This is a genomic window from Nonomuraea sp. NPDC050783, from assembly GCF_040802095.1.
Classification (GTDB): Bacteria; Actinomycetota; Actinomycetes; order Streptosporangiales; family Streptosporangiaceae; genus Nonomuraea.
The window spans coordinates 151468-167557 of record NZ_JBFAHK010000010.1 but is presented as its reverse complement, the minus strand read 5'-3'; the positions used below and the strand labels follow the sequence as shown (position 1 = coordinate 167557).

Sequence of the window (16090 nt, the reverse complement as noted above, 5' to 3'; positions counted from 1 at the left end):
ATGTCCAATGGTGAAGGCCCTGGAAACATCCAGCAGAGGGACACCTTCATGCGCGAGCACCCCCCAGGCCGGCCATCGTGACCGAGCTGATCACCGCGGTCGAGGCCCACGACATCCGATTCCCGACCTCCCGTCAGCTCGACGGCTCCGACGCCATGAACCCCCAGCCCGACTACTCGGCCGCGTACGTGATCGTCCGCACCGGCGGCGGGCAGGAGGGGCACGGGCTCGCCTTCACCGTCGGGCGCGGCAACGAGCTCATGGTCGCCGCCGTGGAGTCCCTGGCGCCGCTGGTCTCCGGGCGGCCGGTGGCCGAGGTGCTCGGCGACCTCGGCGGGACGTCGCGCCGGCTCACCGGCGACAGCCAGTTGCGCTGGCTCGGCCCGGAGAAGGGCGTCATCCACATGGCGGCCGGAGCCCTGCTCAACGCGCTGTGGGACCTTCGCGCGCGCCGGGCGGGCAAGCCGCTGTGGCGGCTGCTGTCGGAGCTGGCGCCGGAGGAGATCGTGGACGTCGTCGACTTCCGCTACCTGGAGGACGCGCTCACCCGCGAGGAGGCACTGGCCATCCTGCGGGCCGCCGAGCCCGGGCGCTCCCGGCGCCGCGCCCGCCTGCTCGCCGAGGGCTACCCCGCCTACACCACCACCCCCGGCTGGCTCGGCTACACCGACGACAAGCTGGTCCGGCTGGCCAGGGAGGCGGTCGCCGACGGGTTCCGCCAGATCAAGCTGAAGGTCGGCGCCGACCTCGCCGAGGACGTCCGGCGCGTACGGCTGGCCCGCGAGGCGGTCGGCCCCGGCGTGCGCATCGCCGTGGACGCCAACCAGGCATGGAACGTGGGCCAGGCGATCGAGTGGCTGGCCCCGCTGGCCCGGTTCGACCTGTACTGGATCGAGGAGCCCACCTCCCCCGACGACGTGCTCGGCCACGCCGCCATCCGGGAGCGGGTGGCGCCCATCAAGGTCGCCACCGGCGAGCACACCCACAACCGGGTCATGTTCAAGCAGCTCCTCCAGGCGGGCGCGATCGACATCCTGCAGCTCGACGCCGCCAGGGTCGCCGGGGTCAACGAGAACATCGCCATCCTGCTGCTGGCCGCCAAGTTCGGGGTGCCGGTGTGCCCGCACGCGGGCGGCGTCGGCCTGTGCGAGATGGTCCAGCACCTGTCGATGTTCGACTACGTGGCCGTCAGCGGCACGCGCGAGGACCGCGTCATCGAGTACATCGACCATCTGCACGAGCACTTCACGGACCCGGTCGTGATCCGGGACGGCCGGTACGTCGCCCCCGCCCGGCCGGGCGGAGGCGCCGAGATGCATCCCGCCTCCCGCGCCGAGTACGCCTACCCGCACGGCCCCCGGTGGGCCGCGGACCCCGTCGCCGGCGTGGCGGGTGCGATGTGACGGGTGCGGTGTGACGGGCGCGCCCGGCGGGCGAGCGAGCGGAAAGGAACAGCCATGAAACGAGGACTCGCCCTGGGGGCCGCCGCCGTCCTGTCGGCCGGCCTGGCCACCGCCTGCGGGGGCGGCGGGGGCGGCGGCGGCACGACCGCCCTGGGGGGCGGCAAGCCCGTCGTCGGGGTGGACTACCCCCGCTCCGACACCGACTTCTGGAACTCCTTCATCAAGTACGTCCCCCAGATGGGCGCCGAGAGCGGGCTCGAACTGCGGACCTCGAACTCGCAGAACGACATCGCCAAGCTCACCGCCAACGTGCAGAGCTTCATCAGCCAGGGCGTCAAGGGCGTCGTGCTGGCGCCGCAGGACACGGCCGCCGTGGCGCCCACCCTCCAGCAGCTCAACGCCAAGAAGATCCCCGTCGTCACCGTCGACACCCGTCCCGAGCAGGGCGAGGCGTACATGGTGGTGCGCGCCGACAACCGGGCGTACGGCGAGAAGGCGTGCAAGTTCCTCGGCGAGAAGCTGTCGGGCAAGGGCAAGGTCGTGATGCTCCAGGGCGACCTGGCCTCCATCAACGGGCGCGACCGCACCGAGGCGTTCAACGCCTGCATGAAGGCCGGCTACCCCGGCATCACGGTGTTCGGTGAGGCCACCAACTGGGACGGCGCGATCGCCTCGCAGAAGCTCCAGACGCAGCTCACCGCCCACCCCGACATCAAGGGCGTCTACATGCAGTCGAGCTTCGCCCTGTCGGGCACCCTTCAGGTCCTCCAGCAGCGTGGCCTCCTCGTCCCGCCCGGCGACCCCAAGCACGTCTTCGTCATCTCCAACGACGGCATCCCCCAGGAGCTGAAGGAGATCACCGCCGGCAACATCGACGCCACCGTCTCCCAGCCGGCCGACCAGTACGCCAAGTACGCCCTGCAGTACGTCAAGGCCGCCATCGACGGCAAGACGTTCGCGCCGGGCGCGACCGACCACGACAGCACCATCATCCAGGTGCGTCCCGGCCTGCTGGAGGATCAGCTCTCCGCGCCCCTGGTCACCGCCGACGGCGGCACCTACGGCGGCGTCACGAGCGTCAAGCCGGACGACTCCGCGCTCTGGGGCAACCACCTTGGCGGGTGAGCAGGCGGTGACGCCCCTCGTGGAGGCGGTGGGCGTCACCAAGAGATACGGCGAGACCGTCGCCCTGGACCGCGCCGGGATCCGGATCATGCCCGGCCGGACCCACGCCCTGGTCGGCCGCAACGGCGCGGGGAAGTCGACCCTGGTCACCATCCTGACCGGGCTCCAGCCCCCCGACGAGGGCGAGGTGCGCTTCTCCGGCGAGCCCGCCCCGCGCCTGGCCGACCGCGACGCCTGGCGGCGGCGGGTCGCCTGCGTCTACCAGAAGTCCACGATCATCCCCGAGCTGACCGTGGCGGAGAACCTCTACCTCAACCGCCACGAGCGGAACCGGCTCGGGCTGGTCCGCTGGGGCGCCCTGCGGCGCAAGGCCGCCGCGCTGCTCGCCACCTGGTCGGTGGACGTGGACGTGCGCCTCCCGGCCGGCGAGCTGGACGTCGAGCAGCGGCAGTTCGTGGAGATCGCCCGCGCCCTGTCCTTCGGCTCCCGGTTCATCATCCTCGACGAGCCGACCGCCCAGCTCGACGCCGCCGCCATCGCCCGGCTGTTCGCCCGCATCCGGGCCCTCCAGGAGCAGGGGGTGACCTTCCTGTTCATCAGCCACCACCTCCAGGAGATCTACGAGATCTGCGACACGGTGACGGTCTTCCGCGACGCCCGGCACATCCTGACCACCACCGTGGCCGACCTGCCGCACGCGGAGCTGGTGGCGGCGATGGCCGGAGAGGCCGCCGGCCTGGCCGAGGCGCCCTCCCGGGCGGCCGTGCCCGCGCAGGCCCGCACGGTGCTCCGCGTGCGCGGCCTGTCGTACGGCGACGCCTACCGGGAGATCGGCTTCGAGGTCAGGGCCGGCGAGATCGTCGGCCTGGCGGGCGCGGCGGGCAGCGGCCGGACCGAGCTGGCCGAGACCGTCGCCGGGCTGCGCGCGGCCGATTCCGGCACGGTCGAGATCGCCGGCCGCCGCCCCCGCCCCGGCAGCGTGCCCGACGCGCTCGCCGCGGGCGTCGGCTTCGTCCCCCGCGACCGGCACCAGCAGGGGTTCGTGCCGATGATGTCGATCGCCGACAACGCCACCATGACCGTCCCCGAACGGCTCGGCGGGGCCGGCCTGATCAGCGCCGCGCGGCGCGACCGGCTGGCCACGACCCTGATCGCCAACCTGGCGATCAAGACCCCCGGGCCCGGCCTGCCCGTGATGGGCCTGTCCGGCGGCAACCAGCAGAAGGTCGTCATGGCCAGGGCGCTGGCCTCCGACCCCCGGCTGCTGGTGCTGATCACCCCCACCGCCGGGGTGGACGTGAAGTCCAAGGAGTTCCTGCTCGGCAAGGTCGAGGAGACGGCCGCGCAGGGCACCGGCGTGCTGATCGCCTCCGACGAGCTCGACGACCTGCGGCTGTGCGACCGGCTGCTGGTGATGTTCCAGGGCCGCGTCGTCGCCGAGCTGCCCGCCGGATGGCACGACCACGACGTGGTGGCGGCCATGGAAGGAGTGCGGCTCGATGCCTGAGAAGACCCTCGCGCCCGCCACCGGGAGCGCCGCCCCGCAGCGGGAACGGCCGCGGCTCCGGCTGGCCCGGCTGCGCGACTTCGCGCTGATCCCCGCGATCGTCGCGATCGCCGTCGTCGGCCAGATCGTCAACCCGATCTTCCTGCAGGGCGACAACCTGATCAACATCCTGCAGACCATGTCGGAGATCTCGCTCCTGGTCCTGGCCCAGACCATCGTGCTGATCGCCGGCAAGATGGACCTCTCGCTGGAGTCGACCTTCGGCCTGGCGCCCGGCGTGGCGGCCTGGCTGACCGTCGCCGCCGGCTCCGGCGCCGGGCTCGGGCTGCTGCCGGGCGGCTGGTCGGTCCCGATCACCCTGGCCGTGGGCGTGCTGGCCGGCGCGGTCAACGCGCTGCTGATCGTGCGCTTCGGGCTCAACGGCTTCATCGTCACCCTCGGCATGCTGATCGTGCTGCGCGGCCTGCTCACCGGCATCTCCGGCGGCCAGACCTTCTTCAACCTGCCGCCGTCGATGCTCTACCTCGGCTCGGCGGTGTGGCTGGGCGTGCCCGCCTCGATCTGGCTGTGCCTGACCCTGTTCGCCGCCGGCATCGTGCTCCTGGGATTCACCAGCTACGGCCGCGCCCTGTACGCCATCGGCGGCAACGTGGACGCGGCCAGGGCGGCCGGGATCCGCACCGACCGCGTGTTGTGGACCGCCCTGGTGGGCGCCGGCCTGCTCGCCGCGCTCGGCGGCCTGCTGATGTCGGGCCACCTCGCCTCGGTGGCGGCGGCCCAGGGCGACGGCGCCATCTTCACCGTGTTCGCCGCCGCCGTGATCGGCGGCGTCGGCCTGAGCGGCGGCAAGGGCACGATGTTCGGCGCGTTCACCGGCATCCTCCTCCTCTACATGATCCAGAACGTCCTCACCCTGGCGGGCGTGCCCGCCCAGTGGATCCAGGCGCTCAACGGCGCCATCATCATCGTGGCCCTGGTGCTGTCCCGGCTGACCGGAGGCAAGGTCCAGGAGTAGCCCGCAGGGCGGCCCGGCGACCCCGCCGGTGGCAGAGGAACGGAGGGACATGCTCGTGGGACCGGACAACACCCGCCCGGCGGCGGCTCCGGCCGCCCGCGCGGGGCTCCGCCGGCGGGCCCCGCCGCGCCGCGCCGGGCGGGCCGCTCGCCCGGGTTGCCGCGATCCCGGGTCCCCTCCCGGGCCGGCGGCTCGCTGACGGCCCTCGACGCACCTGGAGACGGCACCCTCCAGCCACCGCACCACCTGCTACATCCCGTGGCAACAAGCGCGGCGGCGCGCGCCTTGCCTGACGTCCCCCCGGTCAGGAAGGGTTTCCATGTCACCACGTCACCGAACGTGGGCTCGGCTGCTCCACGCGGCCCTCGTCGCCTCCCTCGTCGTCCCCCTGGTCGTCCCCCTCGTCACGCTGGTCACGCTCCTCGCGACGCCGGCGAGCGCCGGGGCCGCCACCACGGCGGCGGATCCCGCCTTCAGGGTGCTGGTCTTCTCCAGGACGACCGGCTTCCGGCACGACTCGATCCCCGAGGGCATCGCGGCCGTGCAGAAGCTCGGCCAGGAGAACGGCTTCGCGGTCGACACGACCGAGGACGGCGCCCTGTTCACGGACCAGAACCTGGCGCGGTACCAGGCCGTGATCTTCATGTCCACGACCGGTGACCCGCTGGGCACGCAGGACCAGAAGGACGCCTTCCAGCGTTACATCGAGAAGGGCGGCGGGTTCGTGGGCATCCACGCCGCCGCCGACAGCGGGTACGCCTGGCCCTGGTACGGCAAGCTGGTCGGGGCCTACTTCAAGCAGCACCCGGCGATCCAGCAGGCCACGGTCAAGGTCGAGGACCCCGCGCACCCGTCCACCAGGGACCTGCCGACGACCTGGACCCGTACCGACGAGTGGTACGACTACCAGGCGAACCCGCGCGGCACGGTCCACGTGCTGACGTCGGTGGAGGAGAAGTCCTACACCGGCGCCACGATGGGCGCCGACCACCCCAACACCTGGTGCCAGGACTTCGACGGCGGCCGTTCCTGGTACACCGGGCTCGGTCACCTCAAGGAGAACTACAGCGAGCCGGGCTTCCTGAAGCTGCTCCTCGGCGGCATCCAGACCGCCGCCGGCGCCGTCGAGGCCGACTGCTCGGCCTCGCAGAGCAGCAGCTTCGAGAAGGTCACCCTCGACGACAGCACCTCGAACCCGATGATGGTGGACGTCGCCGGGGACGGCCGGGTCTTCTACATCGACCGGCTCGGCGAAGTGAAGATCATCAAGCCGGCGGGCGGCACGGTGACGGCGGCCGAGCTGAGCGTCTTCACCGCCAACGAGAGCGGCCTGCTCGGGCTGGCGCTCGACCCCGGCTTCGCCTCCAACCACTGGGTGTACCTCTACCACTCGCCCGCCGGGACGGCCGTGGACCGGTTGAGCAGGTTCACCGTGACCGGTGACAGCCTGGACCTGGCGAGCGAGAAGAGGCTGCTCGACGTCCCGGTGCAGCGGGCCGAGTGCTGCCACCACGGCGGCGGCATGGTGATCGATCCCAGGACCGGCGACCTGTGGCTGGGCACGGGCGACAACACCAACCCGTTCGCCTCCGACGGCTACGCGCCGCTCGACGAGCAGCCCGGCCGCGCGAGCTGGGACTCCCAGCGCACCGCGGGCAACACCAACAGCCTGAGCGGCAAGCTGCTGCGGATCCACCCCGAGCCCGACGGCACCTACACCGTCCCGTCGGGCAACCTGTTCGCGCCGGGCACGGCCAGGACCAGGCCGGAGATCTACGGCATGGGGCTGCGCAACCCGTTCCGCATGGGCCTCGACCCCAAGACGGGCGCCGTCATGCTCGGCGAGTACGGCCCCGACGCCAACGCGGCCAGCGCCGCCCGGGGCCCGCAGAACACGGTCGAGTGGAACCTCATCACCAGGCCGGGCAACTTCGGCTGGCCGTACTGCGTCGGCGACAACACCCCGTACGTCGACTACGACTTCGCCACCAGGAAGTCGGGGTCGCCGTTCAACTGCGCCGCGCCGGTCAACGACTCGCCCAACAACGACGGCCTGACCAGCCTGCCGCCGGCGACCCCGGCCACGATCTGGTACCACTACGCGGCCGACCCGCAGCACTTCCCGGAGCTGAGCGGCGGCGCGCCGATGGGCGGCCCGGTCTACCGCGCCGACCCCGGCCTGCGGTCGGAGGTGAAGTGGCCGGCGTACTGGGACGGCAAGGCCGTGTTCGGCGAGTGGAACAACGACCAGGTGTGGTCGTTCCAGCTCGACGAGAGCGGCGGCAAGGTCGTCGAGATGAACCGCATCCTCGGCTCCCTGTCGTTCAAGAAGCCGATGGACATGAAGTTCGGCCCCGACGGCGCGCTGTACATGATCGAATGGGGCTCCGGCTTCGGCGGCGACAACGCCGACTCCGGCGTCTACCGCATCGTGTACACCAAGGGCACCCGCCCGCCGATCGCCCGCGCCACGGCCGACAGGACCGACGGGCCCGTGCCGCTGACAGTCGCGTTCTCCAGCGAGGGCAGCCGGGACCCGGAGGGCAAGGCGCTCACCTACGCCTGGGACCTCGACGGCGACGGCGACACCGACTCCACCGACCCCCGTCCCACCTTCACCTACGACAAGGGGGGCGACTACAGCGTGGTCCTGACCGTCAGCACCCCCGACGGCAGGACCGCCACCGCCAGCGTGCCGATCAGCGCGGGCAACACCCGTCCCGCCGTCACGGTGGACCTCCCGCCGAACGGCGCCTTCTTCGAGTTCGGCGACCAGGTGAAGTTCAAGGTCACCGTCACCGACACCGAGGACGGCACGATCGACTGCGACAAGGTCAAGATCCAGGCGATCCTCGGCCACGACAGCCACGGCCACCCGCTCGACCAGCTCAAGGGCTGCGAGGGCACCCTGCAGACCCAGCAGGCGGGCCACGGCGAGTACGACAACCTCTTCTACGTCATCGAGGCCGCCTACACCGACGGGGGCGCCGGCGGCGCCGGGCCGCTGACCGGGCGGGGCCAGGTCATCCTGGAGCCCAAGCGCAAGCAGGCCGAGCACTTCGCGCGGACCGGCCGGGTGGCCGGCGGCAGGGGCACCGACGCCGCGGGCGTCCAGGCGGAGAGCACCGACGACCCCCAGGGCGGCAACCAGCACATCGCGTTCGTCCAGGACGGCGACTGGTGGTCGTTCGACCCGGTGAGCCTGTCGAACGTCACCGCGATCCGGCTGCGGGCCTCCTCGGGCGGCCCCGGCGCGACGGTGCAGGTCCGGGCGGGCGACCCCGAGACCGGCACACTGGTCGGCTCGGTCGAGGTGCCGCCCACCGGCGGCTGGCAGACGTTCACCGACGTCACCCTCGACCTGACCGGCCCGCCGGCGGGGAGCGGGCCGCTGTACTTCGTGGTGCGCAAGCCCGCGGGCGCGGCCGACGACGCCTACCTGCTCGACGTCAACTGGGTCGACTTCGTCGGCAAGGGCGCCACGGACAACGAGCACCCGGCCGTGACCGCGACGGCGACCCCGGCCACGGGCGTCGCCCCGCTGAAGGTCGACTTCAGGGCGACGGCCACCGACCCCGAAGGCGACCCGATCACCTACAGGTGGAACTTCGGGGTGAACGGCGCGCCGGAGCCCACCACGGCCCAGGCGAGCTACACCTACACCGCGCCCGGCACCTACACGGCCGTGGTGACCGCGACCGACGACAAGGGCGCCTCGGCCACCGCCCAGGTGCCGGTCAAGGTGGACGCAGCGGCCGCGGTGTGCTTCACCGGCCGTTCCGACGACTTCACCGGCAGCGGGCTCGACCGGGACCGCTGGTCGGTCGTCCGGGAGAACCAGGACCTCAGGGTCGCCGGCGGGAGGCTCGTGATCCCGACCTCGACCACCGACATCTACGGCACGGGCGGCAACACGCCGAACATCGTCGTGCAGCCCGCGCCGCCGGGCGCGTGGACCGCCACCGCCAAGCTCACCCTGGACGCGCGCGACGCGTACCAGCAGGCGGGCCTGATCGTCTACGGCGACGACGACAACTACGCCAAGATGGTGCTCCAGGCGCGCTCGACCTCGGGCTCCGACCACGCCAGCCGCATCTTCCAGTTCATCAGGGAGGAGAACGCCGCCCCCAACGAGGTGGCGCAGAGCAACACGGCCAACCTGGGGGACTCCTACCCCGACACGGTGTACGTGCGCTTCGTCAGCGACGGCACCGGTATCACCGCCCACTACTCCCCCGACGGCACCACGTTCACCGCGATGCCGCAGACCAAGGCGCTCGCCGGGATCAGCAACCCGAGGATCGGCCTGATCTCGCTGGCCGGGGCGAACCACCCGGTGGTGGACGCGTCCTTCGACTGGTTCCACCTCACGCCGGACGACCGGGCCACGGCGCCGGACCCGGACGACGAGTTCGACGGCACCGCGCTCGACCCCTGCCGCTGGAACGCGGTCGTGCGCCCCGACGCCACGGCGGCGCGCGTCGGCGACGGGAAGCTGGCGCTCGACACCACGACCGGCGACATCTACGGGACCGACAACAGCGGCCCGAAGAACCTCGTCCTGCAGAGGGCGCCGGCCGGCGACTGGACGCTGGAGACCAAGGTGGACGCCTCGGCGCTCGACGAGCGCTACCAGCAGGGCGGCCTGATGGTGTACGCCGGTGACGACGACTACGTGAAGCTCGACTTCCTCGCCACCAACGCCGCGGGCTCGGCGCCGGCGCGGAGCATCGAGCTGCGCAGCGAGGTCGGCGGCACCGTGCAGAGCCCGCAGCCGCAGGTGAACGACCTCACCACCGGCGTGTGGTGGCTGCGGCTGGAGAAGGAGGGCGACACCTTCACCGGCTCCTACTCCGCCGACGGCACCACCTGGACCGAGCTGCCCGCGACCGTGCGGAACAGCGCGGTGGCCACCGGCGCGAAGGCCGGCGTGTTCGCCATCGGCACCACCCAGTCGGCGGCGAGGACGGTCACGTTCGACTACTTCCACCTGACCACCTCCTCGCCGCCCTCGCGGGTCGAGCTGACGGTCACCGCCTCGTCCCGCTGCATCGGCACCTCGGCGTACGTGGCGGTCACGGCCGTCAACACCGCCGAGGTGGCGGCGGCGGTGACGCTGACCACCCCGTACGGCTCGAAGGCCGTGGCCGCTGTGGCCCCGGGCAAGCAGGCGTACCAGTCCTTCAACAGCCGGGCCGGGCAGATCGGCGCCGGCACGGCGACCGTGAAGGGGACCGCGACGATCGGCGGCGAGCAGGTCACCTCGTCCTACGACGCCGCCTACCCGGCGCTGAGCTGCCGCTGACCGGCCCCACCACCCCACGACGGAGCGGACGAACACATGAACATGAACAGGACCAGGCGGCTGCTCGCCGCGGCGGTGCTCGGTGTCACGCTCGCCGGCGCCGGCGTCGGCGCGGCCGGCCCCGCGACGGCGGACGACGACCCCGACGACGGCATCGACGTGTCGGTGACGATCGAGCCCGGCCCTCCCGGTCAGGTCTCCATGACCGTCGCGGACAACGGCGGAGTGGCCCTGCGGGAGGACGGCTCCGACGCCGCCGCCCGCCAGTTCGTCGGCACCCTGCCGACGGTCACGGTGACCGACACCCGCCGCCCCGAGGACGTCCCCGCCGGCGAGTTCTGGGCGGTCGTCGGCCAGGCCGGCCCGTTCACCGCGACCGGCGGCTCCGGCGCCACCATCGGCCCCGAGTACCTGGGCTGGAAGCCGCGCCTGCTGAGCGGCTCCGGCACCGGGGCGGTGGAGGCCGGCGAGCCCGTCTCCAGCGTGATCCCCGACGGCACCGGGGCGCCCGCCGTCGGCCTGCGGGGCCAGGAGCTGCTGGTCTCGACGGCGAACTCGGCCGACGAGACCGGCACCTGGCAGGTCGACGCCGGCCTCGCCCTGCGGACGCCCGTGGACGTCGCCGCCGGGGAGTACCACTCGACCCTGACGCTCTCGCTGTTCGACCAGTCCTGAGCCGGGAGGCGGGACGCCGCCGCCCGCCGCGGGCGTCCGGGGACGTGCCTTCGCGCCCGTCCCCGGACGCCCACGACGAGACAGGAGAAACCGCACCGTGCCGACCGCAAGCCGTTCCCAGGGCACCCTCGCCCGCCTCGCCTTCCTTCGCGCCTCCGGCCCGGCCCTGCTGATCGCCGTGGCCGTCTTCACCGCCGTGGCCGCCCTGGCCACGGCGGCCACCTTGGCCGCCCGGGCCGCCTTCGCCGCCCCTTCCGGCGCCGACACCACCTGGTCGGTCGTGCCGGCCGGCGCCGGCGGCCCCGACGGCCGCCGCGCCATCGACCTCGAACTCGCCGGCGGCGGGCAGGTGACCGAGCACGTGGCGGTCGTCAACCGCTCCCCCCGCCCGGTCGAGTTCGCGATCGACGCGGGCGACGGCTACCTGACCGCCAAGGGCTACTTCGACATGCGGCCCTCGGACGCCGAGCCGGCCGACGGCGGCGCGTGGCTGGAGGTCCCCGGCAAGGTGACCGTCGCCGCCGGAGCCACCTCCGTCGTGCCGGTCAAGGTGTCGATCCCCCGGAACGCGACGCCGGGCGATCACCCCGCGGCGGTGACCGCGTCCCTGGAGACGGTCTCCGGTCAGGTACGGGTCCAGAACCGGGTGGGCGTGCGCCTGAACATCCGCGTCACCGGCGCCTACGTGGCCAGGGTCGCCGTGACCGGCGTGCGGGCCGCGTACGCCGGATCGTGGAACCCCTTCGCCCCGGGATCCGTCGAGGTGACCTACACCGTGGCCAACACCGGCAACGTCCGGCTGGTCACGGACAACCGGATCCGGACCTCCACCGTCGCGGGCGAGAGCGACCGGAGCGACCCCTCCACCGCCAGGGCCAGGGAGATCATGCCGGGCGGCCGCCGCACGTTCGTCGCGCGGGTGCCCGGCACCTGGCCGCTGGGGCCCGTCGGCGCGACGGTCACGGCGATCCCCTCCCCCGCGGGCGGGCCGCTGCCGGGCGTCACCGCCGAGCGGGTGACGGCCGGCACCACGCTCTGGGCACTGCCGTGGCCGCAGCTCGGCCTCCTCGCCCTCCTCGCCCTCGTCCTCCCCGCCGTCCGGGCGATCGCCGCGTGGCGGCGCAGGCGTATCAAGAAACTGATCATGCTCTACAGCCGGGGGAGTCACGACTCGTGAAAAGGACACTGGCCTACCTCCTCACCGCCCTGCTGGCCGGGCTCGCGCCGGTGCTCGGCGCGCCGGCGGCCGCCGCCCACGGCGGGCCGATCGAGCTGGAGGTGACGGGGGACGGCGCCGACAACGTCAACGTGCTGGTCACGTACAAGAAGGACGGCCATCCCGTCACGGAGGTCGTCGAGGCCACGCTGAGGGCGACCTCGGCCGACGGCCGTTCCTTCGGGCCGGTGCCGCTCAGGTCGGCGCCCGAGGGCCAGAACCTCTACCACTCCGCCGAGCCGCTGCCGAACGGCGAGTGGCGGGTCACCGTGACCGCCACCGAGCCGTCCAAGGCGAGGGCGACGGTGAAGGTGCGGGCGGGCGTCGTCGCCGCCGCCTCACCCACGGCGCCGGCGCCCACCCCGGCGCCCACCCCGGCGCCAGGCCAGACGACAGGCCAGACGACGGCTTCCGCGCGGACCCGGGCCGCCGCACCGGCGACCGCGACGGACGACCGGGACCCGACGGGAACACCCCTCAGGATCGGCGTCATCGTCCTCGCGGCGCTCCTCGCCCTCGCGGCCTGGATCGCCTTGGCCCGGCGGCACCGCGGGGGCGCCCGGCGCTGAATCCGGCCCGCGGGACCTGCCGTTCCCGCCCCTCGCAGATTACGATCTACCGTGGAAGAACAGGAGCGAACCATGGCCCGAGTGCTTGTCCTGACCGGCGACGCGGCGGAGGAGCTTGACTCCATGTACCCCGTCTTCCGGCTCCGGGAAGGGGGTCACGAGGCGGTCGTGGCCGCCCCCACCACGCGTGCGGTGAAGCTGGTGGTCCACGACTTCGAGCCCGGCTGGGACGCCTACACCGAGAAGCCCGGCCACCAGCTCCCGGTGGACCTCGCCTTCGCCGACGTGCGCCCCGAGGACTACCAGGCGCTGGTGATCCCGGGCGGCCGCGCGCCGGAGTACATCCGCACCGATCCCGACGTCGCCCGCATCGTGCGTCACTTCTTCGAGCACGACCTGCCGGTGGGCACGATCTGCCACGGCCCCCAGGTGCCGGCGGCGCTCGGCCTGCTGCGCGGCCGCACCACGGCGGCCTTCCCGCCGCTGAGGGCCGACATGGAGCTGGCGGGCGCGACCTTCGTGGACGCCCCCGACGTGGTGGACGGCGCGATGGTCTCCTGCCGAGGCTGGCCGGACCTGCCCGAATGGTCACGCGCCTTCATGCGCGTGCTGGAGGGCGCGAACGTGCCGCTGTAGAGGAGGTCTCCAGCAGGGGTGGAGTCGCCCGCCGGCGGCCTCACGGGCGTGCTGACATCCGCGGCCCTCGGCCCCTTGTCACGTGAGACTACTCTCGCGAGACTAGTCATGTGTCATCAATACGTATCTTCATCCTCAGCGCGTTGTCGGAACGCGGCCCCATGCACGGGCACCACCTGCGCCTCCTGGCCGAGGAGGAGCACCTCGACCTGTGGACCGACATCACCCCCGGCGGTCTCTACGGAGCCATCAAGCGTCTCGCCGCCGAAGGGCTGATCGAGGAGATACGTACCGAGAAGGTGGGCTCCTACCCGACGCGCAAGGTCTGGCGCATCACCGATGCCGGCTCCAGCACTCTGTCATCGCTGAAGATCAGCGCCCTGCGGGAGATCGTCATCAGGCCCGACCCGTTCGACCTCGCCATCACCCGGCTCGACCCGGACCGGTTCGATGACCTGGAGCCCGTCATCGCGGCCCGCCTCGCCTCGCTGAAGGCGATGCTCACCGACTACGAGACGCACATGCGCACGGTCGCCCGCTACCTGTCCCTGGCCGAGTCCCTCGCCATGCGGCACCGCGTCGTGCGGCTGCAGGCGGAGATCGCCTGGCACGAGGAACTCGCGGCGCGGTCGCCCCAGCTGATCCTCGACGAGAAGACCCGGAGGACCTCGCGTGACCCGGCACCATGAAACACCGGTGACCACCCGTTCCGCCTGGCCGGCGCTGGCGGTCCTGCTGGTCGGCGCCTTCATGGCGTTACTCGACACCACCATCGTCAACGTGGCAGTCCCGACGATCCACACGAGCCTCAAGGCGTCGGAGTCCACACTGTCGTGGGTGCTGTCCGGCTACATGCTCGCCTACGGCCTGGCGCTGGTCCCCGCGGGCCGGCTCGGCGACCGTTACAGCCACAAACCGATCTTCGTCGTCGGCCTGATCCTGTTCACCCTCACCAGCACGGCCTGCGCGTTCGCCCAGAACGACCTGCAGCTCGACCTCGCGCGCGCCGCCCAGGGGCTCTCGGCCGGCATCTTCTCCACCTCCATCACCGCCTTCATCCACCTGATGTTCCCCGGCGACCTCCGCGGCAAGGCCCTGGCGATCATGGGATCGGTCATCGGCGTCTCCAGCGCCGTGGGCCCGCTCGCGGGCGGCCTGATCATCGAGGCGTTCGGCCAGGAGAACGGCTGGCGCTACATCTTCGGCATCAACCTGCCGGTCGGCGCCGTCGCCGTCCTGGCGGCGTTCTGGCTGCTCCCCTCCGGGGGCAGGACCGATGAGGACGACCGGGCGGACCGGACCGGCTTCGTCATCCTCACCCTCGCGCTGATCGTCCTGCTCGTCCCGCTCGTCGAGGGCCACAACCAGGGCTGGCCGCTGTGGTCCTACCTGGTCTCGGCGCTCAGCCTGCCGATGCTGAGCCTGTTCGCCTGGTGGGAGCGCCGCGTGGAGAGGCGCGGCGGCAATCCCCTGATCCCGCCGCACCTGTTCGCCGGCCGGGCCTTCACCGGCGGCGTCGTGCTGGCCCTGGTCTACTTCGCCGCCTTCACCAGCATCTTCTTCACCATCTCGCTGCTGTGGCAGGCCGGGCTCGACGCCACGGCACTCCAGTCGGGCCTGCTGCTGATGACCTTCGCGATCGGCACCGTCATCGGGGCCGCGCGGAGCGACCGGCTCGCGGCCCGCTTCGGCCGTACCGTGCTCGTCATCGGCCTCGTCCTCGTCTCGGTGAGCATGATCTCCGTCCTGGTCGTCCTCGCCGTGGTCCCGCCCAGCGGTCTCCGGGGCTGGACGCTGGTCGCGCCGCTGGTCGTGGGCGGCGTCGGCAGCGGGCTGTTCATCCCGCCCAACATGGACCTCATCGTCGCGACCGTCCCGCGCGACGACGCCGGGGCCGCGAGCGGTGTCATCGGGACCGTGCAGCGGGTCGGCAGCGCCATCGGCATCGCCGTGACCGGACGGATCCTGTTCGACACCCTGGACTTCACCGGCGGCGACTCTCCGGCCGTGGTCTTCACCCGGAGCGCCACGTACGCCACGGGGGCGAGCGTCGTGTTCGTGCTCGTCGCCCTGGCACTCGTCTTCACCCTGCCCCGGCACAGCGACGACGCGCCGGAGCCCGTCGCGCGGAAGGAGCCCCACAATGCTGCGTGACCGCGTCTTCGCCTGGCACCTTGAGCTGCAGAACGTCCACCACCGCCTGGAGAGGGCCCTGGAGGAGGTCCGCAAGGCCCTCCGCGAGGGCAACCGCGCCGCCGCGCTCAAGCCCGAGCTGCGCCAGTTCTGCTACACGTTCTGCTCCGCGCTGGGCAGCCACCACCGCAGCGAGGACGCCGCGTTCTTCCCCGCCCTGCTGGAGCAGATGCCCGAGCTGAAGCCCGTCATCACCGCGCTCACCCGCGAGCACGAGGTCCTGGCGCGGCTCCTGGACGACTTCCGGCGGGCCCTGGACTCCTCCGGCTCCTCCCCGCAGGAGCTCTTCCAGCGGATCAACGAGATCAAGGGCGCCATGAAGGCGCACTTCGGCTTCGAGGAGGGGGCGCTGAAGCGGGCGCTGCGCGGCCTCGACGCCCCCGAGAGCGACAGGCGGCGGATGTTCGGCGACGTCTGAGCCCGGCCGCCCCGCTCGATCCGATGAG

The 16090-nt window shown here is 72.4% G+C and carries 12 protein-coding genes; all 12 read left to right on the top strand.

The features are described from left to right. The first annotated feature begins 77 nt into the window (after positions 1 to 77). The gene (locus AB0H75_RS26550) at positions 78 to 1403 is read left to right on the top strand and encodes an enolase C-terminal domain-like protein (RefSeq protein WP_367800522.1); all 1326 of its coding nucleotides are present in this window, start codon (positions 78 to 80) and stop codon (positions 1401 to 1403) included. A gap of 54 nt (positions 1404 to 1457) precedes the next feature. Then, on the top strand, positions 1458 to 2528 hold the full coding sequence (locus tag AB0H75_RS26545; RefSeq protein WP_367800520.1) for a sugar ABC transporter substrate-binding protein: 1071 nt from the start codon (positions 1458 to 1460) through the stop codon (positions 2526 to 2528). 7 nt (positions 2529 to 2535) lie between these two features. Next, positions 2536 to 4035 carry a sugar ABC transporter ATP-binding protein gene (locus AB0H75_RS26540; protein WP_367800518.1) on the top strand — a complete coding sequence of 500 codons (1500 nt, stop codon included), beginning with the start codon at positions 2536 to 2538 and terminating at the stop codon, positions 4033 to 4035. Further along, a complete protein-coding gene (locus AB0H75_RS26535; RefSeq protein ID WP_367800516.1) occupies positions 4028 to 5050 on the top strand; it encodes an ABC transporter permease in 1023 nt (340 codons plus the stop codon). The genes AB0H75_RS26540 and AB0H75_RS26535 overlap by 8 nt, the downstream gene beginning before the upstream one ends. Positions 5051 to 5369: 319 nt before the next feature. Continuing rightward, on the top strand, positions 5370 to 10355 hold the full coding sequence (locus tag AB0H75_RS26530) for a ThuA domain-containing protein (protein ID WP_367800515.1): 4986 nt from the start codon (positions 5370 to 5372) through the stop codon (positions 10353 to 10355). Between the two features lie 36 nt (positions 10356 to 10391). Beyond that, the gene (locus tag AB0H75_RS26525) at positions 10392 to 11030 is read left to right on the top strand and encodes a hypothetical protein (RefSeq protein ID WP_367800513.1); all 639 of its coding nucleotides are present in this window, start codon (positions 10392 to 10394) and stop codon (positions 11028 to 11030) included. Between the two features lie 97 nt (positions 11031 to 11127). Further along, a complete protein-coding gene (locus AB0H75_RS26520; protein ID WP_367800511.1) occupies positions 11128 to 12207 on the top strand; it encodes a hypothetical protein in 1080 nt (359 codons plus the stop codon). Continuing rightward, positions 12204 to 12815 (top strand): hypothetical protein, encoded by a 612-nt coding sequence (locus AB0H75_RS26515; protein ID WP_367800509.1) that lies wholly within the window; start codon positions 12204 to 12206, stop codon positions 12813 to 12815. Before AB0H75_RS26520 ends, AB0H75_RS26515 begins: the two co-directional genes overlap by 4 nt. A 72-nt stretch (positions 12816 to 12887) precedes the next feature. Further along, entirely contained in the window at positions 12888 to 13451 is a 564-nt protein-coding gene (locus AB0H75_RS26510; RefSeq protein WP_367800507.1) for a DJ-1/PfpI family protein, read from the top strand. A 110-nt stretch (positions 13452 to 13561) separates the two neighbouring features. Further along, on the top strand, positions 13562 to 14140 hold the full coding sequence (locus AB0H75_RS26505) for a PadR family transcriptional regulator (RefSeq protein ID WP_367800505.1): 579 nt from the start codon (positions 13562 to 13564) through the stop codon (positions 14138 to 14140). A 7-nt stretch (positions 14141 to 14147) separates the two neighbouring features. Next, positions 14148 to 15605, top strand: a complete 1458-nt coding sequence (locus AB0H75_RS26500) for an MFS transporter (RefSeq protein WP_367800503.1) — start codon at positions 14148 to 14150, stop codon at positions 15603 to 15605. Next, positions 15595 to 16062 (top strand): hemerythrin domain-containing protein, encoded by a 468-nt coding sequence (locus AB0H75_RS26495; RefSeq protein ID WP_367800501.1) that lies wholly within the window; start codon positions 15595 to 15597, stop codon positions 16060 to 16062. Before AB0H75_RS26500 ends, AB0H75_RS26495 begins: the two co-directional genes overlap by 11 nt. Positions 16063 to 16090 lie beyond the last annotated feature (28 nt).

Excerpts from the sequence above, each read along its gene's own strand:
- AB0H75_RS26545 (WP_367800520.1), top strand. The coding sequence starts at position 1,458 with ATGAAACGAGGACTCGCCCTGGGGGCCGCCGCCGTCCTGTCGGCCGGC.
- AB0H75_RS26535 (WP_367800516.1), top strand. The coding sequence starts at position 4,028 with ATGCCTGAGAAGACCCTCGCGCCCGCCACCGGGAGCGCCGCCCCGCAG.
- AB0H75_RS26530 (WP_367800515.1), top strand. The coding sequence starts at position 5,370 with ATGTCACCACGTCACCGAACGTGGGCTCGGCTGCTCCACGCGGCCCTC.
- AB0H75_RS26525 (WP_367800513.1), top strand. The coding sequence starts at position 10,392 with ATGAACATGAACAGGACCAGGCGGCTGCTCGCCGCGGCGGTGCTCGGT.
- AB0H75_RS26510 (WP_367800507.1), top strand. The coding sequence starts at position 12,888 with ATGGCCCGAGTGCTTGTCCTGACCGGCGACGCGGCGGAGGAGCTTGAC.
- AB0H75_RS26495 (WP_367800501.1), top strand. The coding sequence starts at position 15,595 with ATGCTGCGTGACCGCGTCTTCGCCTGGCACCTTGAGCTGCAGAACGTC.